The sequence below is a fragment of the Bradyrhizobium sp. CIR48 genome, from assembly GCF_014198315.1.
In the GTDB taxonomy this organism is placed as follows: Bacteria; Pseudomonadota; Alphaproteobacteria; order Rhizobiales; family Xanthobacteraceae; genus Bradyrhizobium.
Genome location: NZ_JACIHG010000003.1, coordinates 325,385 through 349,426 on the forward strand (window position 1 = coordinate 325,385; position 24,042 = coordinate 349,426).

A 24,042-nucleotide genomic window follows, 5' to 3' on the forward strand; every position below is an offset into this window, starting at 1 on the left:
AACGTCCTAATCTAGGAGCACTTCGGATGACAACACATGTCAAGCCTCCCCATCTTGAGTCGAGCGCGCCTGCCGGCACTGAACCAAAGTCACGGGCTTCCAAATTGGTCACTCGCATTGGGCGAACTTATCGTTTCGAGTCAGCCCATCACCTCCCGCTCTTGCCGGAGGGGCATAAGTGCAAGAACATTCACGGCCACAACTACCGGGTGGAAGTGGTTATATCTGGAGCCTTGGATGCACGGGGCTTCGTGATGGACTTCGCTGAAATTGACGCGGAGATCATGCCACTCATAAGAAAGGTCGATCACCGGTTGTTGAACGACATCGAAGGCCTTGAAAATCCGACCGCTGAGATCATTGCAACTTGGTTTTTGCAGCGCATCACAGGCTGTGAAAGCGTCAGAGTTTATGAGAACGACGACTGTTGGGCTGAGGTCAAGATCTCCTAACTAGTCTAGATTATCCAACACGGCTCTTAAGATGCTTGCCGTTCCTTTGCCGACAGCCCAAATCGGCTCCCCCTTGGGTAAGGCATCCTTCACGCAATAGAACGCTTGGTGACTGCTGCTTTTCCAAGCGAAGACGAACATGTCGGAAGCTTTCGCTAGATTTGTCAGCCTTGGGGTGCAAACCAAGTCTGAATTGACTTCAACTCTGCAGCCAGGGAACATTCGTTGGAGCGCATCCTTTGCGCGGCTGCCTGCACTCTCAGAAAGGGTGTAGATGCCAAGCGTCTTGCCCGCGAGATCGGGCGGCCGAGAGGCTACTTCTTGAGTTTCGCTGGAGCGCCGAAGGGCGTCGAGCGTTGCTGTCTCGATACCATAGTCTTTGGCGAGGAACTCCATCGGCAGTAAATCCTGCGGACGAAGTCTATGGGAGAAACCGCGCGCCTGTGCGAGAACCTGGACAAAGAAGCGGAGCCTCGCCTCGCGTGCGGATGCCGATGGGCTCGGCGCTATCGCCAATGCTTCGCAAATATCAAGGCTCCAGGGCAGATGCGCATACGAGCCGACACGTCGTTGCACATCTTCCAGGTCGCCGATGAGTGACTGATAGTCCGCGTCAGATAGGCCCATTTCGAGAAGGCGGCCGAGCAATTGAGCGAGCAAGTCCAGATCTGTGCGACTGAGGACCTCCTCCATGGCGATGAAGAGAAACAGAATGTTGGCGATGGAACGCAAAGCAGGCGTTGGCGTACTTTCCTCAGAAAAGAACGCAGCCATTAGATCTGGCACAGACCGGCGGACCAGCACGGCCGCATCCCCACTAGCACCACCTATCAATTCCGCAAACGCGTTCGAGAGCTTTTCGTTCTCACGGAATGGCGCTATGTCCCAGCGGCTCACGGCATCACGCGCCTGGAGTTCGGCTGCCTCCAGATCACGGCCGCTAGCGATTTGTTTCGCCCAGCGCATCCAAGAAATCGGACGTTCATCGGCCGCTGCGGTCTGCGATTTGCTCGAGCGAAGGGTCTCCAGCTTGGCCCGAACGGCGGGAGCGAGATCGCCGACAATGGCTGGAGCAGCGTCGATGACGCTCAGTAACCGGCTCTTTGCATCTTCAGTATCTATGAAAGAGACACAGAAGAGAAGCCGACTGACCGATTTTCGGCTGAGAGGCAGGGCAAGAAAGAACTCGAAAGCTCGGTCATACTGCGCGTCATCGAATGCCTCCTCAGCATTGGCCTCGCTGATCCCAGTATCCGCAGGTGCCTCTGATGCTGACGACAACGCCTGCGCCCAGACACCTTCTCGGTCGGTGTCCGGGAGAAGAGATGAGAGATTGTGGAGGATGTTGATGTCGGGTCGGGTTTGCAGACTCTCGTACAGTAGAAAGGCCTTGATGATCCGCGGCGTCCGGATGCCGCGACGGGACGCGAACAGTCGCGGATAACGACCAGCAATGTGCAGCTCGAACGCCTGAAGGACCTGCGCCAGGGAGCCACCCGGCTCCACTTCCTCAATATAGGTGCGGTAAAGCGCCTCAATAATATCAGCGAGAACCTGAGGCGGCAAAGCAAGGTCCGACATCGTCGAAACCAGCCAATGATCACGCGCAATCTGTGGCCAATAGCCAAGCCCTGCCTTGAGCCGCACATCAAGATAGCGCATATTTTCTTCGTTGAGCCGCCCGGTTCCCCGAAGTTCGGCGATCATCAACTCAGCCCGCGATTCATCCTGTGCAAGTAGAGCACGGTCGAAATCTGCGCGGATGCTGCCGATCGGGCGAACAGTCTGCCTGACCGTCAGCGGGCGCAGCTTAAGCGTTTCGCCATAATCGGCGATCCGTGCTGCAATTCTCTCGTTGCTCTCAGGATCGGGCCCGGCAAACCGATAGACCATGCCGCCGGATAGACAGCGCATCGCTTTCGCCATTGCGTCGTTCGATTTGACCGGTACGACATCGAAGGTGCTTAAATACGTCGGGCCTAGCCAAGCCTTTAGTTCTGCGCCCAATTCAAGGCCGCCTTCTGCGGTTTGGGTTGTTGCGTACCAACCAGCAATTTTACCCCCACGAACGAAGGGCAAGCAAATCGGCGCGCGTGGATCAGTTGCGAGTTTTCGAAGCCATGGTCGAATGTGATTGGCGATGGCGACCGGAGCAAACCCATTTTGAAGAGCCTCCCAATCGACGCCATTCGGGGCGGTAAAAAACGTGCGGAGCCATGCAAGATCGCTGGGAGATAATCCTTCGATCATGCGCCGTCCCCGGCATAAGATTCAAAATTCAGCCGCGCTTCAGCGAGGGTCTTCAAGCTGGTGTCGTAGATGACCATCTCGTCGTTCAGTTCAAGCCCGTTGTAGGTCAGATTCATCGAGCCCGACAACAGACCGCGCTTGAGAAGCACGCCCTTCGTATGCAGATGCTGACGACGCACAATCGTGAGCTTGTCGCTCAGGCCCGCTTCAGCCGCGGCATCGGAGATCGCCGCGATGAGTGCGTCATTATGCTGGTCGAAACTCGTTGCAATGCCTAAACGTGACCCGCGCGCCATCAAGTCCACAGCAATTTCGACAAGTCGGATTTCGCGGCTACTCCAATCGGGGTTGACTGCGTCAAAGCCTCCGGCGCGATTATCAAACAGCACAACGTTGCTGATCCACGGGCCGACCAACCATGCCCTATCGCGATCCGGCGCGAGCAATTCGCCGAGAAACATCAGTTGCAGCAACTCGCGGATAAGGTTCTGACTGGTTACCGCACTCTTGAAGATGCGGCGAGTCTCGAAGGTCATTGAAGCGTCTCCGCGACATCGAGGTCGACCTGAAGGCTATCCGCCACACGTCGAACCGCCTGGACGCGCGCGAAGACTGATAGATAGTTAGCCTGAACCGGATTGGTTGCAATGAAGCTCAAGGCGTCAGCGAGAAGGACTGAACACGCCATGGGGCAAGATAAGGTCACGGCACCCACGTCGGCGAGTCGTTCAAGGCATCTCTCTTTCCAATCGACTTCGCTAACATCGATCGAATACATACCTTCTTCAAAATAGGATCTGAGCAACAGGGGTTCGGGTAATGGGAGGTCGACGTAGGGAGAGTAGAGCCTAAGACCTGATTGCCGAATCTGCGCTCCGCGAGGCCAAAGCAATCCGTATATGACGCCAAAGCGCCATTGGTCGGGACTTATCGTCGGTGCATCTATACCTGCAAAGGCGAGCGCGGCATCGATATCACCCCGTCGAGCAAGTCGATAGGCGATGACACGCGCGTCCAGTTCGACGCCCAGGCGTTGCTCCTGCGCATTCCACTGCCGTATGGCGTCAAGGACGAACGCGTCGCTCTCAGAACTCGACCCCGGCCGGAGTACTCTGTTAGCGAGCGCCACGATGAACGCATGAAAAGTCGCAAAGCCTTGCTCAGCGAGAGACTGACGTAGCACGGAGAAGGCCCTGTAGCTTTCGTCTGCGCCGTAGGCACTGCGAAAGGCCTGCGCGGCCAACGACACGCCGCCGTTAGTATCATTTTCGACAACAGTCTCCAGGTACCGCTGAAGTTGAAAATCGCTTAGCGAGAAGTCGTTATCGCGCAGCGCCGCGGTCATCAGGTTGAAGAACCGGCGCGGATCCTCCGCATATTGACGAAGAGCCTCCTCGATGTGACCGTTGCCTCCCGGCGCCAGTTCGCTGATCCACACCTCCGCGCCTGGCTCGGCAGCGAAGACGTCATCCTGCTCCCGAGGCCCCGCGTCGATGTCGACGACCAGAGCATCACCGTCAATCTCTGGGCACAAGCTTAGGACCGCGCTAAAGGCGGCCGCTCCCGCCGTGGCAGTGAAACGCTCGCGGAGCCAGGGCTCCCAATCGGCGGCGATCGGAGTCCATAGAATAGCGGCTAGGTCAAATAGGCCTGCATTGACTCTTGGGTCGGCAAGAAGGGCTGCAAGATCCTGCCGCAATCGGTCCTGAACATTGGCTTGTGCATTGATGTCGTCGACCACGGCCGATTGAAAGAGTATATCGAGCGTCTGCTGTAGGCTCAGCTCGGCAGTGCCTCCGGCCAGATTAGCCGCGGCCGCTTGCAAGCTGATCGACCTGGCGATTGCCTCGTTGCTCAGTGAGGCTAGGAGCAGGTGCGCCAGCCATTCCCGGGCGAACGGACTGTCCACCATCTCGAGGTAATCGCCGCGCAAGGCTTGGTCGTAAAAACGAGCCGTGCGCATTGCCCGGTAGCGAATATTCGTTTCGTCACCGAGATCAGACCACATGGCTTGTGGAAAGCGCAGCCTGATGCTCAGGGCATCAACCGTCAAGCTAAAGCCCAGCGCAGCCGGAGCCTCGCCTATTTCGAAACTGAATTCCTTTACAAGGGCGGTCCCGTCTTGGAAGTTGATTGTGGCCTCGCTAACGAGCGCCATGCGCCTGAGTTCGATCGGACTGAGGCCCTGGTGCGTGTGGAATCGCACGTCCGCAACATAGCGAGCCCAATGGCCGCTCTGCGGCGGCTCAAGCACAAGTCCTGATTGACGTGCGACGATCTGGGTCCGCCAGCGCAGTCTGGCGTTGGAGGTATCAACAATATTGGGTGGAGGCAACTGCACCGCGACCACCCGCGGCCGGTACACCGGAATACGTTGTGGACCGGCAAATGATTGAATTAACCAATCGCCAAGCCGATCCGCTCGCAAGCAGGCATCAAGCGCAAATTTTTGGGCGCGATTCTGATCAGGTTGCGGGCACAGCCAGTGACGTTCGCGTCCATGGCTAAGACCGAACCGGCGAGACACGCGGCCTGCCGCAAACTCACGCATGGCCTGCCCGATCGGCATTGTAACGGGATCCGGGGGTACACCTCCCACTCCGGGCAAGACGATCTCGACCTCGGGAAGATTCAGATCGCTAAAGAGATTGGCCGGCGCAAATTCGGGAAGTGGGGAATTTCGGATCTGGTAGTCTTCACCGGCCTGGCCGTTGGCACGCCACCCGGTCTCAAGCCGACGAAGCGCCGTTGGCAACACTTGCGTGAGCAGCGGCCGTGGATGTTCCCATAGCAATGATTGCACCTCGTCGCGATCAAGACGCAACGCGTTAGATATGAAAGTCGCATATCGGTCCTGCTCGGAAGCGTCGATCAGCAAACGCCGGATTATGCTCGCCAGGCGCGCCTGCCGCTCGCGTTGGTTCGGTGCTGACGCCGCCCCGACCAGATTTGTCCAAATACTACCCCTTGTACCAGAACCGATCATCTGACTGAGATAGTCAAGCGTTACGTAGACACCTTGGATCCGCTCGACATACCGATTACCAATCGGAAGCGTCCGAACAGGCACTTGGGGATCAAATAGAAGGTCATAGCCTTGGTATGCAATCCGGTCGCGACCGTAATCGGATAGAACCGCGACAGTCCACGGCCGCATGCGCCGCGATCGGCCAGCGCGACCTTTTCGCTGCAGAAACTGGGCGACGTCGACAGGCGCCTTATGCTGGATCACGCCGCCGACGCGCGGATCGTTGAAGCCGACTTCCAGGGACGCGGTGGCGACGATAATGTCGAGATTGTTGCCCACCCCCGGGTCCATGGCCATGACCCGTCCAACGGACTTGCGATCGTTCGGCTGAAGGTTATGGCCGATCTCGACTGGCACTTCCCAGTCCTGCCCATGAAGCTTGCGCTGTTGGCTCGACATGGGCCTTCTAAGAACAGCAAGACCACCGTTTGGGTGACGTCTCATATCAACCGCACCAGTGCTCCGCCGGCCTTCTGCGTCGAGCATCGCGAAATACATTCGATTGATGACGTCGATGTTGTCGGCAAACAGGAATAGGCGTTCGCCGAGAATACCCTCGCTCTTAAGCGTGTCGGGCGCATCGAGTATACGTGAAAGCAGCATTGCGGCTTGGATCGTGGTCGACAGGAGCGCTGTGCGCGAAACCGGATCGCCGCGCAGCGCGATCAGGTATTCGGCCCCTTCCGCGATCATATCGCCAGCGCTCGGCGCGATCTCAATGGAGGCATGTTCGTTTAGACCTGTCAGCCGTCCAAAGAAACGCGCGCCATCGGTGAGCGTCGCTGAAAGGCCAACAAGGCTCACCGGTTTGCCGAGCAGGTGACGCCAACGGCGAAGTAAGAAGGCAACCTGCGCGCCAGAGCCTCCGGAATATGTATGGACTTCGTCGAGGAGCATCATCTCGACCGGTCGTCGGCAAAGGTCGCCGAGCCCAAACAGATGACGAACCCGGTCGTCTCCCATGCGTTGGTTAAGCATCTCCGTCGTCGTGAACAGAATGTCGGGGCTTTCCCGCTCAAGCCTGCTGCGCGTCAGGATGATTTCGTCGCTCTCGATTCCCCTTCCGCATTCGAGACAAGACAGGCGTTCGGTCCCCACGCGACGGTCAGCTTCGCCCCAAACCATTTCGCCGTCGCAACCATCGCGGGGACAACGCAGATACTCACAGACAATACCATCTGTGTGCGACCGCCACCCCTTTGCCTCGTGGGCGATGGCGGCGCTATAGGGAGTCGCTCCAAAGAATGTACCGATCAGAATTTTGCGAAGTCCGCGCCCGACGAGCGAGCCATCGAGCCGTCTGGCCTGGGCATAAACCTCTGCAAATTGGTCCTTCAGCAATTCGTTTCGCGGATAGAGCGCAAGGACTTTGACCCAACGGCTAGTCGTCGCGTCTCGCTGGATATGGGAAGCGATGCGAGCGAGCGCAGGCAGATAGAACGCAAGTGTCTTTCCGCTGCCCGTTCCCGCGCTCACCAGCGTCGCGATCGAGCGGGAACTTTCGAAACCTCCAAGAATGCGTGCGGCAGCGGCGACCTGAAACCGAGCAAGCGTAAATTTGACCCCGTAGCTCTCAATAAGCGAAGCGATCGCCTGGCGGGCATATCCATCGGACGTTACCGCGCTGATCGTGGCTAAAGCCTCGGAGGCATTGATCGCGCGTTTTGGATACCGACGGCGGCGCCAGATAAAGCGAAAATCTGCTACTAGCGTGGGTGCGTTTTGCCATCCGATCAACCCACTATGCTTTGGGAAGAGCTGTCGCAAGCGAAAAAACAGTCGTACAGCCTCTGCCATACGCGAGCGGTATCGCGTGTCGGGCGCCTCACCAATATCGAACAGCAATGCTCGGGCTTTGAGCACGTCGATCACTTGGGAGGCGCGAACGAAGCTCAACCCATCAACGTAGCGAGGATCGTCGAGCAGGGGATCTATGAGGTCGGTGATTTCCTCAGACGCCAAGAATCCGTCGACCAGCCCCCAGGTGAGGAGGCGCGCCTCTCGCTGTTCAATCTGATCGAGCGCCGCAAGGATGATGGTCTCATCGCTCGTCATCCGCGCCCCGTCGCACTTACGCGGTAATTGTCGAAACTATCGTTTTCCTTGAGCCAGTTCATAACTTCAGGCGTGAGCAGCGCAAGCGGCGCTCCGCTGACCGAAAGTACCGACTCGAGAAACTGCTTTACCCCAGCGGGCACCGCAAAATCAAAGTTTTGCCCAACTGCTTCAAGATCCGCGGCCGATTCTTTGACGCGGTCGATAGCTGCTCGATCAGCAGGCAGTGTTTCGAACGCCGCCTTGAGCCGATCAAACAGCCTCTGATACTCGTTGAAAGCGGCATCGTTCGCCCTTGTCCGGGCAAGACGCGACCTGATGACTGCCGGGGCGTCACCCGCGAAAACCTGCTGACGGTATGCCCGCCAAGCGGCTATAACTGCCGAAGCGAGATCGCGCGATGCGGTATCAATTTCATCCAGCATCGACCTCCACGTCTGCGCTCTCTTAAGTGTCGAAGCCTTGGGCTGCGCGCGAAATCTCTCAAGGATGCCTGCGGCGCGTTTACGGGCGGCAAGCAACGAAGCCGGCGGCGGCACTGCAATAGCCGCATCGACTAGTCTGGCCTGGTTCTTTAAGTGAGTGTCCAGCTTCTCAGCTCGTCCAGCGAGATCGCCGCGCAAACCCTCAAGATCACTTGCTTCGGCAACGCTTGAACCCAACTTATCAAGGCGGGCAAGTCGCTCACGGAGCGCCGTCGCCCGAGCCGGCAGCGTAGCTGTCATTGGGCGGCCTCCGCAGTCTGAACAGAACCGCCGACAATTTCGAGCAGGGTCCCAATTTCACGGCAAAGCGTCTCCGGGTCAGCCTGACTGCGATCGGCCTCTTCGCGAGCGACGCTTTTCTCGGCGGCGGCAATGAGTGTGTTGGTGGAAGCGAGAAATTCCATGGTGCGGCCGATAAGCCCGAGATCGAGAGAGCCAAGCGCGTTCAGCAATTTAGGAATTTGCTCGCGATCAGCCTCGTCAACAATTGTGGCGGCCTTGGTAACGAGATCAACGATCGGGCTCGCCTGAAACTCGACAAGGCGCCGTTCAAAATCACGCAAGTTAGTCGGCCAATCGGACGGGAAGCTTCCTGTCGCGCTGAGTAATCGGATGATTTCCTGAAGGTCCGAAACGAAACCTGTTTTGTCGAACTTTTCGTCGAGGAACTCGTTAATGTGAGTTCGAAAGTCGCGCAACTTTGCGACGATTTGCGTCAATTGTCCCCAAAGCCGAGCCTCACCAAGTGGTCGGATGAAGGCCTTGACTTCATCAGGTAGACGATCGACAGCCTCCGGAACTGCGTCTTCGGTAATGACGTCGAAAAGACGCGCAATATCAACCGCAAAGGCCTTGCCGCCGGCACCCTGGAAGCTTGCGACGCGCTCCAGCAACTCGGATTGGAGGACATCGCGGGCAGACTTTGTACCGATGTAGCCGAGTGCCGTGTCACGCATCTTGTCCCAATTGTCTTCGAAGGCTTGCCTTTCCTTTGGCTCCGGCTTTGCAAACAGAGCCGCGAGCGTGGCATCGGCGCCTGAAGGACGAATAGGTGGTGCGAGCCCGGCGATGCGCGATTGAGTAACGAGTGATCGCGCAAGGGCGGCTGCTTCCGCTTTGGCGTCCTCAACGATTAGCGGCGTCATTTGCGAGAGGAGATGATCCACGAGAGCCGCACTTGCGACATAGTCGTCATCAGCTCCTTGATAAGTCCAACGCTTCTCCTTGGCGAACCGGATAGCTCCAAGAATTCCCGCACGAACCGTGCCATTCTCGTCGAGATGATCGTCGCACAGCTTGAGTTGTCTACCGGATTGCGGGTTACCCCGGGCATTGGGAATTGTGATCCAGCTTGCCCGTAGATGCGGCTCGCGCATGCGCAGACTGGGCCAGTTCAGCGCGTCCTTCATCATCGCGAAGAGAGCGCTACGAACATCATTAGCCTCCTTCTGCGGGAACTGTGTACCCGCGGCCCAAGCCTCGAGCCTAGTCCGCCATTTCTCCATTTCGGGATCGACGGTTGGGACAACCGGACTTGTCCAATCGTCACGTTCCGTTTCCAACGGTTTAATCGGATTGGACCCCGGTACTTTGACTCGAGGCGGCTCAGGTACAAACGGAATATTGGCAATATCGGCCGGTGTTGGCAGTCTAAAAGTCGTAAAGACTGCCGGCGGAATATGACCGATCGCAGCGACGTCTACGGGATTTCCACCCCAGACTGCCAGCAAGGTAGCAAGGCGCCGGCTGGTCTGCTCGGCCTGGTGGCTCTGGCGAATCCAGTTAGCAATGGTGGCATTGGGACGGAACTCCTGGAAGTCCGAGGGCGGAAATTGACCTGCCTCATAGGACTGACGCATCAACAGCGTGTGACGCAGAATCTCATTGATGACTCGCCGCGGATTGAAAATCAGCCTGGCGCCTTCAGACAAATGCCGCTCTGCGAGTTGTTCTATGGCATTCCGATTGAAGGGAAACAGAGAAACGCCTTTGGTATTGAAGCCGAATGCGGGGACGGCCTCGCTGCCCTCCTCGCCTAGGTCTTCATCACGCCATACGGGAATCCAATCGGCTAGCGACTGCTCGGAGCCGCGTTGCTTGAATAGCCGCCGCAACTCCTGTTCGCCCCAGCGCGCGGCATTCAAGTAAGCGCCGATCATTTCGATCACGCCAGCCTTGATTTCCCCATCGCTCTGCGCGTGACTGCCGATGACCCATTCTCTCTGAGCGCGGGTTAGAATCGTGTCCCGGAAAGCAAGGTATCCATCCGTGAGAGCGATTGCAGTTCGCATCGTCGCGCGCACCTTCTTGCCTTCGTATTCCCCCTCCTGAATGCAGACCTTAAGAAGGACATCTTGTATACCTGCGAGCGCCTGAAAATCCTCAATCAGCAACACGAGATCTTTGCCGTCCTCGAACAGGATCTTGCGAACCACCAGGATGATGTCCTGAAGCGTCATTCCCCCGGTGCTCTGCTCCAGTTGGAAGACGTTGGCAATCGCTGGGTCCACCGCATCGTTCAGGGGTCAACGATTGGCTTCAAGCGCTCGGCCGGCGCAATCGCGATTTGCACCTGATAGTATTCTCGAACCTGCCTCGCTGCTTGGTTGAGATCGATCTCTCGTGGCAGCATCAGATCTTCTGCGGCAAATTGAGACAACGTCTCATCGTCGCTCTCGGAGCGACCGCCAATCGCCCGAGCTACAATGCGAGTTAGAACGTTGGTTATGAAATGTTGATCGAGCGCCGCATCAGAGAACAGACGGGGCAGCTTTTCCGCATGACCGATCAGCGCCTTGAGATGCGTACGGTTCGGGTGTTCCCGAAGTTCGGCGATCATTCGTTCGCGCCGGGCGCTGAGCGCGTTCTCGAGATGCGCGCGGAACGTGATGACCGCGTCCTTAACGTTGACCTCAGCTACCGCGCGGTTCAGGTCCGCACTCGGTTTGGCATAACGAGGATCGTTGGCAAGCGGTGCTAGGATCAACTCAACGACGGTACGCAGACTAGCGCTCTTCGGAATCCGGATGATATGCAACTGCTTGCTCTTGGGGGAGCGATGCAACTGGGCGTCAAGCCAGCGGATGATATGCGACTTACCGACACCGGATGGTCCGGTTATCGGCACGATCAGGGCGCCCCCAGGCACATCGTTAGTCAGAAAGGCGTCGAGCAGGTCTTTCTCGGTTGCGAGGGTCTCAAGATTGGTGCCAGCATTGCGTTGGACCAGCGGTGAGGGTTGATGGACCGCCAGCAACACCGAGATGTCTGCGGTCTCAGCCTCATTCTTGATGCAAGCATTGACTGCGGCAGCTTGAGGCCAATAATTCGTGAGCATCATTTGCCCTTTTTTGCTTGAATCCGACGGATATGCGTCATGCTGCGCCAGGGCCGCTGATCTACACCTGTCAGCATGATGCCCTCCTCGCTGTCGCTCTTCTTCTCAGCTGCAATGAGACCTTCTCGGTCCAAGCGCTGGATGGCGTGTGAGAATGCCGTCGACAGATGACCCTCGCTCGGGCGCGTCCAGTTCGAATCCTTTAGGACCTCTTCGATCTTTAACCGGTATGCACCGCCGTCCATTACAGGCAGCGCGGTTGCGGTACGCTCGACAAAAATAGGCGCCGGCAATGATTCGTCTCTTCCGAATATGCCAGGAAGCATGTCACGGACGGCATCCGTCGGATCGATCGTAACCTGTGCTCCGCCGCGAGCGAAACCCAGGTAAAGCATCCAGGTGCGAAGCCCGTTCCAGCGCGTGTCGTTCTGCAGCATGCGCTTGGCGTCATCGGCGACTTGCGTGCTCTCCAGCGTAGCAACCCTTTGGTGAGAACTCGTGTCCAGCGCGTAGACATCTTGTGCCAAAATCCAGGAAAGGCCACGACTAAAATCCGCGCTCCTATTTTCTTCGGCCTCCCAGAAGCGGGCGTTGTTGTCGGGCGCAAGAGCTATTTCGCGCGCGACTTTTGGTAGCCGCGCCTCTGCGATATCGGCGTTCCTGCCGAGCAACGATCGATACGGTTCACGTAACGCAATGACGCCGTCGTCGACAGCAAACAGCCCAAGTTCGGTCCACCGCGTGAGCGACTGGCTTAGGTGCTTCGGATCCACCGCATCCAGTTCGGCCCCGCACGCCTTGAGGAGTTCGCTTCGGGACTTCGGACCGAGTCGCACCAGGGCGCGCGTAAGAAAAATCAAGACGTTGAACAGTCCGTCGCTCGGCATATTAAGTATGCTCACGTTCGCGCCCCTAGCTTGAATTGGTCCAAAGAAAGGACATTGGTGCCGCTCTCAGCAAGTTTGCGACCGGCGTACAACGGATCTGGCGTAGACGCGGGCGCCAATACGACATGCAATGGCCGATCAAGGAGAAGGATGTGCGGCGGAACTGAGCCGCCACACAAGAGGGTGGCGCGTGGAACCTATATGAGGATGGGCGAGAGGCTTCCTCCTCGACCGACTGCATGAACAGCATTCCATCGCTGGCTCTTGTGTGGAGCGATCCAAGTTCAGGGGTGGCTGTCCTGAAAGCGTCGGGTGCGGCGATCTCGCGGACTCCGAAAGTCGCAACGAGATCGCCGAGAATTTTGATCATCGACGATGAATCCATAGGTTCTGGGACCGTCAAAATAATAGGCGCAGCAATATTGAGGTGTGGGAATTGCTCGCGGAAGAAACCGATGCTGCAAGGCCCGACGCTTTCGATGCCATAAGCCAACGGCTCCGTGTAATTTAGATCTTTTCTTCCCACTTCGCGGTGCACCGGGCATCCACCGCAAGCCGTAGAAACGATCAGAGTTCGCCCCGGCGTGTGGTTGCGATAAAGCTGATCGAGCAGATGCGATATTTCGATCTTGCCGCCAAGCAGATCGTCGAGAAGTTTGCGGTTCAAAGCGGCTACATCGAATGAGCGAGAGCGTTCATCGCGAATTTGCTGATCAAAGACCGACTTGTTGCGGTGACCAGACTTGAGCACGCTCACGACTGTCTGCCTGAAATATCGCGCCCAATGATCCTCATTGCGGAGGTCAAAGGCGGCCTCGGTCTCATCTTCAGCGCGGGATATCATCTCGGGCGGGCGCGATTCCAACTCGATCATCTTAGCCCTCGCCATCATGATCAAAGTTCGCATATTCCAAGAGGCATTGTAGTCCGATTGCTGGCGCAGTTTTGGGGGCACGACATCGAGATCAAGCTCCAGGAGACGGCCCATGGCGTCGAGGCTTTTGGCGTGAGCGAACATCGTCGACCATCGTTCGAATGCCAACTCCTCACTGATCAGAGCGGGAGCGCTCAAATGGTCTGCTATCTCCCGGTCAGCTTCTGAATAAAGCAGGATGGATGCCGAGGGCCGGCCATCGCGCCCACCGCGGCCTACTTCTTGGTAAAAGCGGTCGACGGTTTCGGGCACGGCGGCATGGATGATCGAGCGCACGTCGCGCTTGTCGATGCCCACCCCAAATGCAGAAGTAGCGACGATGCCGTCGATTGCGTTGCGTGACCACCGATCGATGATTCGCCGGCGGTCGGTGTCGCCGGTCTCGCCATGAAAGCATTCGGTCCGCGCAAAGCCTTCACGTCGTAAAATCGCGAGCCACCGACGCGCATCGTCGCGCTTGGTCACGTAGAGAATGAAAGGACGTGGTGCGTGACGGATTGCCTCAAGGACCTTACGGTCCTTGATCCCATCGACATTCTCGCGATGGACCCAATATTGCGGCTCGGGACGCAAATGAATGGAGGCCACCATCTGGATCGTGTGAGACGGGCCGAACAGCGCGTCAATGGTCTCAACGGTGTCGGGAGTCAGCGTAGCTGACATGAGGATAGTTCGGAAGCCGGGCCCTTCGCAGGCACTCAGCAAGCCGCGCCGGACGCCTGCAAGCATCTGGAAGGCGGGCCGGAAGCCGTCACCCCACTGGCTCACGAGATGGGCTTCGTCCAAGACGAGGTAAGAAAGCAGTCCGTCTCTCGCGGCATCGTAGAGCGCAGGTAGCAGCGCGCCTGTCATAGCCTCCGGTGAGCAATAAAGAATGCCCTGCCGCCCCTCGCGGATTGCCGATTTGATGTTCAAACGCGCGTCGGGAGTGAGATTGGCATGCCAAGCAAGCGCCGGAATCTCACGTCGGGGATGGCGCGCCTTTAGCAGTTCGGCCATCTGACGCGCTTGATCGAGAACAAGCGCTGTGGTCGGCACGACGCAAATGGTCAGGCCGCCTTCAAGGCCGCGAACAAGCACTGGGGCCTGTGCAACTAAGCTTTTTCCCGATCCTGTCGGCAGTGAGACGATGAGCGTCTCGCCAGAAGGCAGCAGGAAGGCGCTACGCACCGCTTCGCGCTGACCTGGCGAGACGTATGCTCCAAATCCACTCGCTTCGGCGAGAAACGGGTCGATCGGCCGTCGCCAATCGAGCCGCACGTCGTCCTCGCCGAAAGCATCCTCGAACAATGGGGAGTCAGTCTCAGCCATCCAGGCGGGTGACCAAGGCAGCGCTTCGATCAAGAACTGGCCGCTCGCGGCGGCTTGCGCGCGAATTCCGAATTCCGCCCAGCGATCGCGCCTCGGCCATTCGCCAGTCGAAGGGACGCGTAGCCTAGCCATGGTCATCGTCTGCATCGAATGGCGGCGCAACACATGCCGGAGCAGCGGCATGAGGTCCCCCATCTGAATTCGCTCGCCGTCAGAGATCGCACGCTCGAGTATCTGGCGAATGCGATCGAACACCCCGTCCGAATTGCCGCTCGGCAGGGCTCGGGATGGCCACGCGGCGAGGGTATCGTAGAGTGCATCAAAGGTGAGCATTGGGCTCACGCGCGGCATCAAGGACGCCGCTGGCTGCCCTGTCACCTGACAGGAAACAGGCAAGAATTGCATCGACGCGAATACTTGGTTCGCGGATGCCGCCGATCAGGCTTTGCGAAAGGGATCGTTCGAGCGTCCATTCGAAGCTGTCTGCGGTGCTGTCGCCTCGTTCGGCACGGGCGCGCAGTTGGCCGAGGCGGGCCCGGTCGACCTCCATGGCATTGCCAACGGCGTTGTCGAGGCTCTCGGTAAGAGACGGAAGGCTCCGCAAATAGGCCTCCGCGCATACGCGAGCCTTGGCGCATAGGTCGGCCCAGTGCTCCAGTTGCGGTATGTCAAGCTCGCCCATCTGTCCCCAACGCGTGGAATTGAGGTTGAAGTCGCGCTCGCTCTTTTTATCGACCTCGGGGCGATAGGCTAAACCAAGTTGCTCAAGCGTCGCCATATCCTGAACGGGGTTAAGCTCTTGATCAAGCCAGACGGTTTGAAAGAAGGGTGGGAGAAGCATGTCTCCGCGACGAACGATGGAAGCGGCGGAGGCATCCGTCAGCCGATCTGCATCAGCGAGAACATTGCATGAGCCTTCAACATCAGCCTCCACGATGAAGTCGAACCGAAAGAAGACGTCAGCGATTCCGGAGCCCCTGTAGTCCGACATCAGCCGCCAAAGGCCACTCGAGCGGCCACGATCGTCCGCTTGCGCTATTTCCCACATCCCCGTGACGAAAGGGTCGCCATAGCGTAGCAGGCGCGTGGCGATCGCACGCCCCCGCCTACTAAGAGCCGTTCGTCTGCGGTAGGTAAATGGTACCGTCCGCACCATACGAGCTAGATGCGCGGCCGGCGAGAGATCGATGGACGCCTGACAGCCTTCATAGAAGGTCTCGAGCGGAATGAGTGTGTGCCGATTTGACGTAAGGTAACGGCAGCGAAAGAGGTCGTCACCTTTGCCCTCTGTGGTTTCTGGTAGTCGAGCGAACTGCAGCGTCCCCTCAATACAAGACGAGGTGTCTCTCTCGATCGCCTGCCAATCGTCATCGATGTCGGTCAGCGTCTACAAGATGTCGCTTGGTGGTGCACCAAGCGCGTCCAGGGCATCTTGTTCATCGATATTACGAATCTCGCGCTCGGTGACACCATCTTTGCCCGCACTTTGCGCGGTGAGATCTACAAGTGCTTCCATACCTTCCGTGAAAAGTGATCCCGCGAGGCGACGAGTCGTGTCTTCGATAAGATATTGCAGGCTCGCGACGGAACGGTCGAAGACGCGTAGGCCGTCATTGAGATAGTCAATCCAGGCTCCCTCGATTGGATTGTCACAGCAGTTCAGAGCGATCGACATGACCGCATCACCTGAACCGTAGCGATCGGCGCGGCCAAGTCGCTGCTCGATCCGGTTAGGATTCAGAGGCAAATCGTAATGAACGACGATCTTGCGACCACCTTGGAGGTTGAGCCCCTCTTCAGCGCGATGATCGGCGACCAGAATTGAACGGCTCGGATCAAGATTGAAGGCCAGCCAGTTATCGTTGCCCGGATCGTGGCGATCGACCACGACTTTCAACCGATTTGCCAATGCGAAAGCGAGTGCATCAGCGGTGCTTGCGTCCGAACAGAAGATGACAAATTGCTGCCTCGGCGCGAGAAGCACTCGCAACTTCTCCACCAGTGCCGAGGTGCGCGCCTCAAAATAGTCGTCGCTTCCTAAGCGCAACAGTACTCGTCCAAAGAGTTCGGGTCGGGAGGTGATGTGCGCGTCTCTCCTAAGCGATTCGACTGCGCCCCTGCTGTTCTGGGCATACTCAAGTATTTGATTCAGTATCCCACTGAAGACGCGCGACCGATTCCCGCTGACCAAATCGCTCTCGGCGCCGTCTGCGCTCCTCACTTCTGCGATGCGCCAGTCTTCGAATTCTTCGAACAACCGATTCACTTCGGAAGACGCATAGTTCACGATCGTCAATCCCGAGCGATCAGGCGTTAACCCGGCGACGCTGCGGCGCCTATGGCGCAGAATTCGTCGATGGAGGCGATACGCCTCGCTGAGATGAGCCCTGACCCGGCCTACGGCCTCGATCAAGGCGGGATCATTCTCGGCAGGCATCTTATCGCTGATCGCGCGGAGAGCTCGCGATTGCTCCTGCAGCAACGTGTCCTCGGGAAACATCTCCGCCAAACAATCGAGCGGATGATCAAGATAAAGAACGTTTCCAGGTGTGAGACCCGCGACGATGCCGGCGAGCGCCTGCCGATTTTCGACCCGAAGCCGAAATCCCTCCTGATCGGCTAGCTTGTAAGTGTCCGGATCCAGGAGATGAAGCATCTCAAGAAATCCGCGCTCATTATGGAGCGCGGGTGTGGCCGAGAGCAGGAGAACACGTTCGATCTTCGGGGCCGCGGCAGCAATGTCGTCATACAGGCCACCCGGATAAATCGTTGGACGATGGCCGGTCAGGTGGTGAGCCTCATCGATTACGAGCATGGCGGCCTTGCCAAGAAGAGGATGTATTCTGTCGCTCTCGTTGAACCCCAAGACATGTATTGTTCTGTCGATAAAGCCCTCTAGGAAGAACTTCGACTGGAGCTCTGATCGCCATTGTGGAACGAGCGCTTCAGGCACGATCACCAGAACCAGCGCGCGATCGCCTGCATCGAGGATGCACTGACGGATCAAAATCCCAGCTTCGACCGTCTTGCCGAGGCCGACCTCGTCAGCAAGTAGATAGCGCTGTACTGGATCTTGCAAAATGCGCCGCACCACTTCGATCTGATGCGCTTCAAGCTCCACCGAGGACGAGGCGAGCGCCGACATGCCCATAGCAGCAGCGCGCTGAGCGATCGTCGTCCGGACAAACCTCCTGCGACCCTCGGCAAACCTCGGCGTTTCGCTGATCTTCGCACCGAGAAAGGCCGTTGGATCCTCGATCGCACGACGCCACCGCACAAAGACGTCCGAGACCTTGAGATATCTGGAAATGCCATTCGGGAACCGGACAAATTGTTTGTCGCCATGATCGTCGAGAAGGCGGCCGATCTCCCAAGCACCCAACACGTCATTAAAATGGTAAATGCGAGTCTGCTCGGGCAGGGTCACGGCTTCAATAACGCCGACGTCCAAATCGATGACGATCGGCTTCGAGACCGGAGCATCAAAATACTCGACCGAGCAGCGTTGCCCGTTGGTAATGAGCTTTTTTCCGATGCCGAGCGATGCCCCCTCGCCCTCCCTAACACGTACGAACACAATTCCTCCGTGCCCCTTTTGTCCTTTTGTTTCTTATACGCGAGTCGAGGGTCTAAGCCAGTCCGGCAAAAGTCTAAGTCCGTACATATAGGTCGGGGTTGGCAGCCAGTTGCCAGTAGCGTCTGGCCAAAGTCCGGGCGGTGGCGACGCAGGCATCTGGGACGCTCGGAACCGCGGCCTGGTTCGACCGGTGGGCACGTGGATGAGTTGATTGGCCTTCGGCCATAGATGCGCGGATGTATTGCCGCTGGACCGGCCTGTCCCGACCGAGTGCTGCTCATGCTCGAACAGTCCTGCTCGCCTTAAACCGCACGCCAACTTCCGCACCGTCTAACCGGACCAACTCGCAGCGGCGGAAGACCAGTCCCATCCTGGAAAGCGACAGGAAGAACTCTCGCGTTTTGAGCACGTCTGGCGATCCCTCTATGCGAAGGCGTGCCCCTGTTTCAGAAATGTCGAGGATAACGCAATCCCGCTGCCATGCGCCATCAGACCCCACAAGAGATGCTCGGTATTCATGTTCAAAGTGAACGCGCTTAGCTTTTCGCTTGTCCCAACTCATTGGCCCAACGCCGAACAGCAGCGCCTTCAAAATGCAAACTAAAAAAGGCAATCCATGAGAGCAACAAAAGCTCTCCAGAAGCAGCACACAAACCAGACCTACTCAAAACGTGGCAATCACGACCCCGGCGGCAGGCACCGACCTGCGATCAGCGGTCGCCTGCTAGCAATTATTGTCATCGTGAGTTGATGGAGGATCAAGGCGAGTGATGAATTAAAAGCACTGTCGAAAATTGGCGAAGGGAGTGTTAGGAGGTAACCAGCGAGATTGAGCGCTCCATTTTTCGGCTTGCTAGCCGGCCCTTGGCGCGAACAACATTAGACACAATGTGACATGCCGGCAGAACGCCCGCACCAGATGAGGATTTCGTCAGAAATAAGCGACGTTCAGAAAAGGTTGCTGCGATCATACCGGTCCTTGCCGACGTATTTCCGTCGAATTCTGGCGCTTGGCCGAAGATTTTCTGCATCCTATCGCATGAAAACGCTATGACTTTGCAGCATGCTGTCGTTCAGCTCTTACAAGAGCACAGCCGCATCAATGCCGTGCCCTTTGATGACTTTAAATGAGACGGCTTCCAAGACTGATGTGAAGACGGTCTCCACCAGGTTCAGACTGGCACTCAGTCCTTAAGGACAGTTGCTCTAGAGAGCACGTGGGCTTGTCACGGTTATGGATCGCGTGCCGAGCACGATTAGTCTGGCTCCGGCCATCAGAAGCAACTAATGGCTGCGCGGGACTTGCAATGCAATTTCAAAACTCTAGAATGGTCCCCGCGAAGGTCTCGACCGATAGCAAAATTGCCAAAACGATCATTTTGACAGTCTATTTTGGTGGACATCCACTGATGAAGCAACTGGCGGCAATAGGGGCCATGGTGCTGGCCTTTGTCCACGCGATTGAACCCCTCTTCGCGTCGGATGACCATCAGCCGAAAGCCCCCGATTTAGAATCGCTTGCAAGGGCGATAGCTGAGGCCGACGAGATTCCGTCTGCGACTTTTTGGCCGTCCATTAGATTGAAGTCGTTCGATCCGAGCTTGAGCGCCTTCGTCGCTCGGCGCGGTGGCCCAGCTTTTGGCGCCGGCGTTCCCACAGACCAAGCATGCGGAATGCAGCACTTCCAAATGAAGCTGGTCGGCAAAGGCGGAGCCGTAAAGAACGAGTTCGCGATCCTCCTCGATCCACAAACGCCGGGCCTTCCCACCAAGCCCAAATACTTAATCGCGCGGACAGCAGTCTTGCATGTGGATGCAGACGGGAGTCCGCGTGCATACCATCCCGAAGACCCCTTTGGTGACAAATCATGCAAGCTTTCGCCCGGTCCCTCTGGTGGCTACGTATCGGACCGGCCTTGCGCGATTGATACGTTCAGCGATGCGGGCGTCCATGTGCTCGACCCCACACAAGAACTGAAAGGCAAAGACCTCCGGAAGGTCTGGCCCGGCCTTTGGCCTCGAATTCGCGATGGAATCGCAAAGCCAATCGAACTTGGCGCGATGCCGGAGAGCCTGAAGGCTGCTTATTACGGGTTTTATGACGAAGAACGCGGAGCCCGGACCTTCTTCAAGCGCGACATCATCCCCTCGACCGCCGACAAGCTACCCTGCATTCGCAAACCAACATCGCGCTTTGGCGGCTATTTTGTTGCTGCGACGTCTCTCACGCACAAGCAGAATGTGCCAGGCATCGACATCGAAGACGCAGATCAAATCGCACCGCCCGAATGTCTACCTCAATCGTGGCTAGATGCCTCGACCATCCCATTCTTCGTCCTACCGGGAAGTCCGTTCGGTCAAATCAAGCCCGGTGACTTGGTCGCCGCCTATGCTGTCATAGGCGGGAAGGAACGGCTGATCTTTGCCGTGATCGGCGACTCTGGACCGACCCAAAGCTTCGGGGAAGCATCTGTCGCGTTGATCCAACTCCTAAGAACTGGAAGCTTAATTCCCATCGCATCAAACCGAGACCTGAACTCCTGGGATAGAAAAATGGATGTGACTATCCTGCTTCTCGGAAATACATTGGATGTTGTCGGGCCTCAATTCACCCACCGAGCGATCCAGACGGCCGGCAGATCGGAGCTAGAAAAGTGGAATGGTGGCACTGGTGACATACTGAAGAGATTGAGGGCGTGCTCCAGCCAGGCCCCCCTCAACAAGGGCGGATGAACCTGTCAAGCTTGGTAGCTGAAGATAGATACTTTCTTGCGACTAGCGCTGTGATCTAGCCGGTTGGAGTCCCCGCTGATGAAGTTTACGACCATCCCACGCCACGGTCTTTTTGCGCTCGCGGCAGCATCCGCTTGTTGCGTTCTCGTCGGAAGCAGTCTCCCCGCATTTGCGGCAGAGCAAGCAACGCCTGAGTTCAGGCAAGCCGCCGAGGTGTTCTCGCAGCTCAAACAGGCCTCTGACATCTGGCGGTTTAGCTCCGACCAATTCAAGGTCGAAAAGACCATGCTGTTTGAGCAAGGCGTCATTGCCGCCCGCACTCTAAGCTTCGCAGGCGACTCCGTCCTCACTATCTCGGACGCGGTTGTGACCGCAGGTCCCATCTTCATCGTGGCCGAAACGATCGAACTGAATGGCTCCGCAAGAATAACATGGTCGCGACGTACGGTTAAGGAAGTGCCGCCCGATCGCCTCAGAGCACCTGACGGAGCTTTCGGCCGTGGTGACGGCAGTCCCGGAGCGCCAGGTGCCGCAGGTCAGCAGGGGAATGTCGGATATCCCGGTCGTGCTGCTCCATCGATTGTCCTGTTTGCAAAGGCCATCAAGGCGGCCAGCGGCGCGACACTTTCGGTGGACTTGGCAGGAGAGCAAGGTGGTCCCGGGGGCCGAGGACAGGACGGAGGCCGCGGAGGCGATGGGGCCAAGGGTAGCCCGGCAAGTCAGAGCGTTTTTGACTGCAAGGCCGGACCAGGACGAGGAGGAGATGGAGGAAATGGTGGCCCAGGCGGCCCGGGCGGCCCGGGCGGGGCCGGCGGTGCGGGCGGCGACCTTCTCCTCGCCGGACTGCGAGAGGATGACGTCAAACTCATTCGACTTCGAGCACCTGGTGCCGATCCGGGTCCTGCAGGCAAGGGTGGTAAGGGCGGCGACCCAGGAGTCGGCGGACCTGAGGGCGAAGTCCAATTGCCATTCTGCAGACCAAGTGGTCGGAAGGGCAACGACGGCGTGAGGGCTGCCGACAATCAGGACGTCGTGGTGTCGGGACCGCACGGAGCTGATGGCCGCTTCATCGTGGTCCCACTATCCGAACGGCAACTGATGGCGGTGTTTCAATAGAGGCTTCGATGTCGGGTCACTTGCTCAGACAGACTTTGCTTCAGCTGATCATGCTGTTCTTGGCGTCCGGAGTGAACGCTCAATCACTTGTGAATGCGGCTGAGGTTTCAGTCCCCAAATATGCATTGGTGATTGGAAATCGAGATTACCGCTCCTATCCGGGGGTATCCCCAGCTGTTAACGACGCGGATTTGATCGCCAAGCAGCTTAGGGCGCTTCACTTCGATGTCATCGTGCGAACGAATGCGAGTTACGACGATATCGTCAAGGAAGTTCAGGATCTCAAGAAGCGTGCCGAACAGAGCGCCAGTCAGGACGTTCGGCCCGTAGTCGTCGTCTACTTCTCCGGTCATGGTTTTGTTCTGTCTGGACGCCAATTCATCGCTGGCATTGACGCCGGCCAGACGAGGGCAAAAGACCCGACATATGAGAGCGCGGCGATAGAATTCATGATTGATCAATTGGCTGAGGAAAGTGCCCTGATCGGTCTTCTGGATGCTTGCCGTTCGGACCTCGCTCTCGATCGCAAGATGGCCGTCTATGCCGCTGTTCCAGAGGATCCGATTGACGGCCAGGGCTCCTCTGAAGTGGGTCTTGGTTCTTTTCGCCGCCCCGCTCCGAAGCCCAGAGAGTATCTGTTCGGCTTCGCTAACAAATTCGGCGTTCCGGTTGCTAGCGGCAATAACGGCGATCCGAACAGTCCATACACCAAGACGCTCAGTCACTTCCTAGGCAGCGATGAGACCATCGTCGAACAATTGCAATCCGTTCAGGATGAAATGCAGCGGCTGATGCCGAATTTCCACCCCGACGTTACGCTCGATATGAGCAGAGCGATTTTTCTAAACTATTCTGATGCCGTACTAGCCCGCATGCGAGAAGACTGGAAGGAAACGACACGTGTCCCTTCAGAGGCCTCGATGCGGAAATTCGTCAAGAAGTATGGAAACAGTCCCCTTACCTATCGGGCATTGCAATGGCTTCGACAGTCGGAAAGTACATCCAACTAACCGCGGCTATCCTTATCATCGTAACCCTTTTGTCATCAGCAGTTGTGGCTGCGCCACGCGAGTATGAAGCGGCCATGCGACATTGGATGGCGAAGGATCGTGATTCAATCAAGATTCTGCAGGGAAGCGACGTCGCACCGGATTCACATCAATGGCAGGTCGCCATTCTGAGAGCCGACATACCGGAGAATTTCTATGCGCAATTCTGCGGAGGAACTCACCTGGGCTCGGGCTGGGTCCTAACCGCTGCACATTGTGTCGTGGGCCTAGCCTCGACTGATATCCAGATTTATGCTGGCTCCGTCGCCTTGGACAGTGGAGGGCAGCGTTACAAGATCACGCAAATGGTGCCCTATCCAAGATACGACGAACAAAGCCTTGTCGGGGACATTGCACTGATCCGCGCTGACGGACTTGCAGTGAGCTCACTGGCTATCGCCGACTCATCATCAGGCTGGTCGGCACTTCGCCCGGATTCCAAGATCCTCGTCTCAGGGTGGGGCGTTACTGATACGGTCGAGAACCGAAAGAGCAACACGCTGAAAGAAGTAAGTCTGCCGTATCAAACGAACAAGACCTGCAATGGACCGGAATCATACAATAAGACCATCAAGTCCGTCATGTTTTGTGCGGGTGAGATGGAGGGCGGGGCCGACGCCTGCACCTATGATAGCGGAGGCCCGGCAGTTGCTGTTATCGGAACGAAGCCGATCTTAGTCGGTATCGTCAGCTTTGGTGACGACTGCGGACAGCCCAAAAAGTTCGGGGTTTACACGCGGGTACTGCCCTATCGCGATTGGATCGACAAGCTCACATCCGCCAAGCACTGACCATCCATTCGATTGTAGCAATTTCCACACCTTGTTCA

16 protein-coding genes are annotated in these 24,042 nt (G+C 57.4%); 5 read left to right on the forward strand and 11 right to left on the reverse strand.

The features are described 5' to 3' along the window. Positions 1 to 26 precede the first annotated feature (26 nt). On the forward strand, positions 27 to 452 hold the full coding sequence (gene queD, locus GGD66_RS11695; protein ID WP_183257804.1) for a 6-carboxytetrahydropterin synthase QueD: 426 nt from the start codon (positions 27 to 29) through the stop codon (positions 450 to 452). Here the strand turns inward: queD and dpdD are convergent, their stop codons facing one another. The 11 genes from dpdD to GGD66_RS11750 all read right to left on the reverse strand — a co-directional run bounded on the left by dpdD (position 453) and on the right by GGD66_RS11750 (position 18,878). Then, positions 453 to 2,702, reverse strand: a complete 2,250-nt coding sequence (gene dpdD, locus GGD66_RS11700; RefSeq protein WP_183257805.1) for a protein DpdD — start codon at positions 2,700 to 2,702, stop codon at positions 453 to 455. Then, the gene (gene dpdK / locus GGD66_RS11705) at positions 2,699 to 3,238 is read right to left on the reverse strand and encodes a phospholipase D-like domain-containing protein DpdK (RefSeq protein WP_183257806.1); all 540 of its coding nucleotides are present in this window, start codon (positions 3,236 to 3,238) and stop codon (positions 2,699 to 2,701) included. Before dpdK ends, dpdD begins: the two co-directional genes overlap by 4 nt. Beyond that, positions 3,235 to 7,785 carry a protein DpdJ gene (dpdJ, locus tag GGD66_RS11710; protein WP_183257807.1) on the reverse strand — a complete coding sequence of 1,517 codons (4,551 nt, stop codon included), beginning with the start codon at positions 7,783 to 7,785 and terminating at the stop codon, positions 3,235 to 3,237. The genes dpdK and dpdJ overlap by 4 nt, the downstream gene beginning before the upstream one ends. After that, the gene (locus GGD66_RS11715) at positions 7,782 to 8,510 is read right to left on the reverse strand and encodes a hypothetical protein (protein ID WP_183257808.1); all 729 of its coding nucleotides are present in this window, start codon (positions 8,508 to 8,510) and stop codon (positions 7,782 to 7,784) included. The genes dpdJ and GGD66_RS11715 overlap by 4 nt, the downstream gene beginning before the upstream one ends. Further along, the gene (gene dpdH, locus GGD66_RS11720) at positions 8,507 to 10,780 is read right to left on the reverse strand and encodes a protein DpdH (RefSeq protein ID WP_312014111.1); all 2,274 of its coding nucleotides are present in this window, start codon (positions 10,778 to 10,780) and stop codon (positions 8,507 to 8,509) included. The genes GGD66_RS11715 and dpdH overlap by 4 nt, the downstream gene beginning before the upstream one ends. An 8-nt stretch (positions 10,781 to 10,788) precedes the next feature. Further along, on the reverse strand, positions 10,789 to 11,610 hold the full coding sequence (locus tag GGD66_RS11725; RefSeq protein WP_183257810.1) for an ATP-binding protein: 822 nt from the start codon (positions 11,608 to 11,610) through the stop codon (positions 10,789 to 10,791). Next, entirely contained in the window at positions 11,607 to 12,509 is a 903-nt protein-coding gene (gene dpdG, locus GGD66_RS11730) for a protein DpdG (RefSeq protein ID WP_183257811.1), read from the reverse strand. The genes GGD66_RS11725 and dpdG overlap by 4 nt, the downstream gene beginning before the upstream one ends. A 10-nt stretch (positions 12,510 to 12,519) precedes the next feature. Further along, complete coding sequence (dpdF, locus tag GGD66_RS11735) at positions 12,520 to 15,072, reverse strand: protein DpdF (protein WP_183257812.1); 2,553 nt, start codon at positions 15,070 to 15,072, stop codon at positions 12,520 to 12,522. After that, positions 15,059 to 15,730: a hypothetical protein gene (locus tag GGD66_RS11740; protein WP_183257813.1), complete on the reverse strand. Its 672-nt coding sequence runs from the start codon at positions 15,728 to 15,730 to the stop codon at positions 15,059 to 15,061. The genes dpdF and GGD66_RS11740 overlap by 14 nt, the downstream gene beginning before the upstream one ends. A gap of 396 nt (positions 15,731 to 16,126) precedes the next feature. Beyond that, on the reverse strand, positions 16,127 to 18,316 hold the full coding sequence (gene dpdE / locus GGD66_RS11745) for a protein DpdE (protein WP_183257814.1): 2,190 nt from the start codon (positions 18,314 to 18,316) through the stop codon (positions 16,127 to 16,129). 277 nt (positions 18,317 to 18,593) lie between these two features. Next, a complete protein-coding gene (locus GGD66_RS11750) occupies positions 18,594 to 18,878 on the reverse strand; it encodes a PilZ domain-containing protein (protein WP_183258061.1) in 285 nt (94 codons plus the stop codon). A gap of 766 nt (positions 18,879 to 19,644) precedes the next feature. On the opposite strand from GGD66_RS11750, the gene GGD66_RS11755 reads away from it, so the two are divergent. The 4 genes from GGD66_RS11755 to GGD66_RS11770 all read left to right on the forward strand — a co-directional run bounded on the left by GGD66_RS11755 (position 19,645) and on the right by GGD66_RS11770 (position 24,004). Beyond that, positions 19,645 to 21,048, forward strand: coding sequence for a glycoside hydrolase family 75 protein (locus GGD66_RS11755; RefSeq protein WP_183257815.1), 1,404 nt, complete (start codon positions 19,645 to 19,647; stop codon positions 21,046 to 21,048). A 78-nt stretch (positions 21,049 to 21,126) separates the two neighbouring features. After that, positions 21,127 to 22,164 carry a hypothetical protein gene (locus GGD66_RS11760; protein ID WP_183257816.1) on the forward strand — a complete coding sequence of 346 codons (1,038 nt, stop codon included), beginning with the start codon at positions 21,127 to 21,129 and terminating at the stop codon, positions 22,162 to 22,164. A gap of 8 nt (positions 22,165 to 22,172) precedes the next feature. Further along, positions 22,173 to 23,174: a caspase family protein gene (locus tag GGD66_RS11765; RefSeq protein WP_183257817.1), complete on the forward strand. Its 1,002-nt coding sequence runs from the start codon at positions 22,173 to 22,175 to the stop codon at positions 23,172 to 23,174. 86 nt (positions 23,175 to 23,260) lie between these two features. After that, complete coding sequence (locus GGD66_RS11770; RefSeq protein ID WP_183257818.1) at positions 23,261 to 24,004, forward strand: serine protease; 744 nt, start codon at positions 23,261 to 23,263, stop codon at positions 24,002 to 24,004. Positions 24,005 to 24,042: the final 38 nt, after the last annotated feature.

Excerpts from the sequence above, each read along its gene's own strand:
- GGD66_RS11725 (WP_183257810.1), bottom strand. The coding sequence starts at position 11,610 with ATGATGCTCACGAATTATTGGCCTCAAGCTGCCGCAGTCAATGCTTGC.
- GGD66_RS11715 (WP_183257808.1), bottom strand. The coding sequence starts at position 8,510 with ATGACAGCTACGCTGCCGGCTCGGGCGACGGCGCTCCGTGAGCGACTT.
- GGD66_RS11750 (WP_183258061.1), bottom strand. The coding sequence starts at position 18,878 with ATGAGTTGGGACAAGCGAAAAGCTAAGCGCGTTCACTTTGAACATGAA.
- GGD66_RS11765 (WP_183257817.1), top strand. The coding sequence starts at position 22,173 with ATGTCGGGTCACTTGCTCAGACAGACTTTGCTTCAGCTGATCATGCTG.
- GGD66_RS11760 (WP_183257816.1), top strand. The coding sequence starts at position 21,127 with ATGAAGTTTACGACCATCCCACGCCACGGTCTTTTTGCGCTCGCGGCA.
- GGD66_RS11755 (WP_183257815.1), top strand. The coding sequence starts at position 19,645 with ATGGTCCCCGCGAAGGTCTCGACCGATAGCAAAATTGCCAAAACGATC.
- GGD66_RS11770 (WP_183257818.1), top strand. The coding sequence starts at position 23,261 with ATGGCGAAGGATCGTGATTCAATCAAGATTCTGCAGGGAAGCGACGTC.
- dpdF (WP_183257812.1), bottom strand. The coding sequence starts at position 15,072 with ATGCTCACCTTTGATGCACTCTACGATACCCTCGCCGCGTGGCCATCC.
- GGD66_RS11740 (WP_183257813.1), bottom strand. The coding sequence starts at position 15,730 with ATGTCGGACTACAGGGGCTCCGGAATCGCTGACGTCTTCTTTCGGTTC.
- dpdD (WP_183257805.1), bottom strand. The coding sequence starts at position 2,702 with ATGATCGAAGGATTATCTCCCAGCGATCTTGCATGGCTCCGCACGTTT.
- dpdJ (WP_183257807.1), bottom strand. The coding sequence starts at position 7,785 with ATGACGAGCGATGAGACCATCATCCTTGCGGCGCTCGATCAGATTGAA.
- queD (WP_183257804.1), top strand. The coding sequence starts at position 27 with ATGACAACACATGTCAAGCCTCCCCATCTTGAGTCGAGCGCGCCTGCC.
- dpdK (WP_183257806.1), bottom strand. The coding sequence starts at position 3,238 with ATGACCTTCGAGACTCGCCGCATCTTCAAGAGTGCGGTAACCAGTCAG.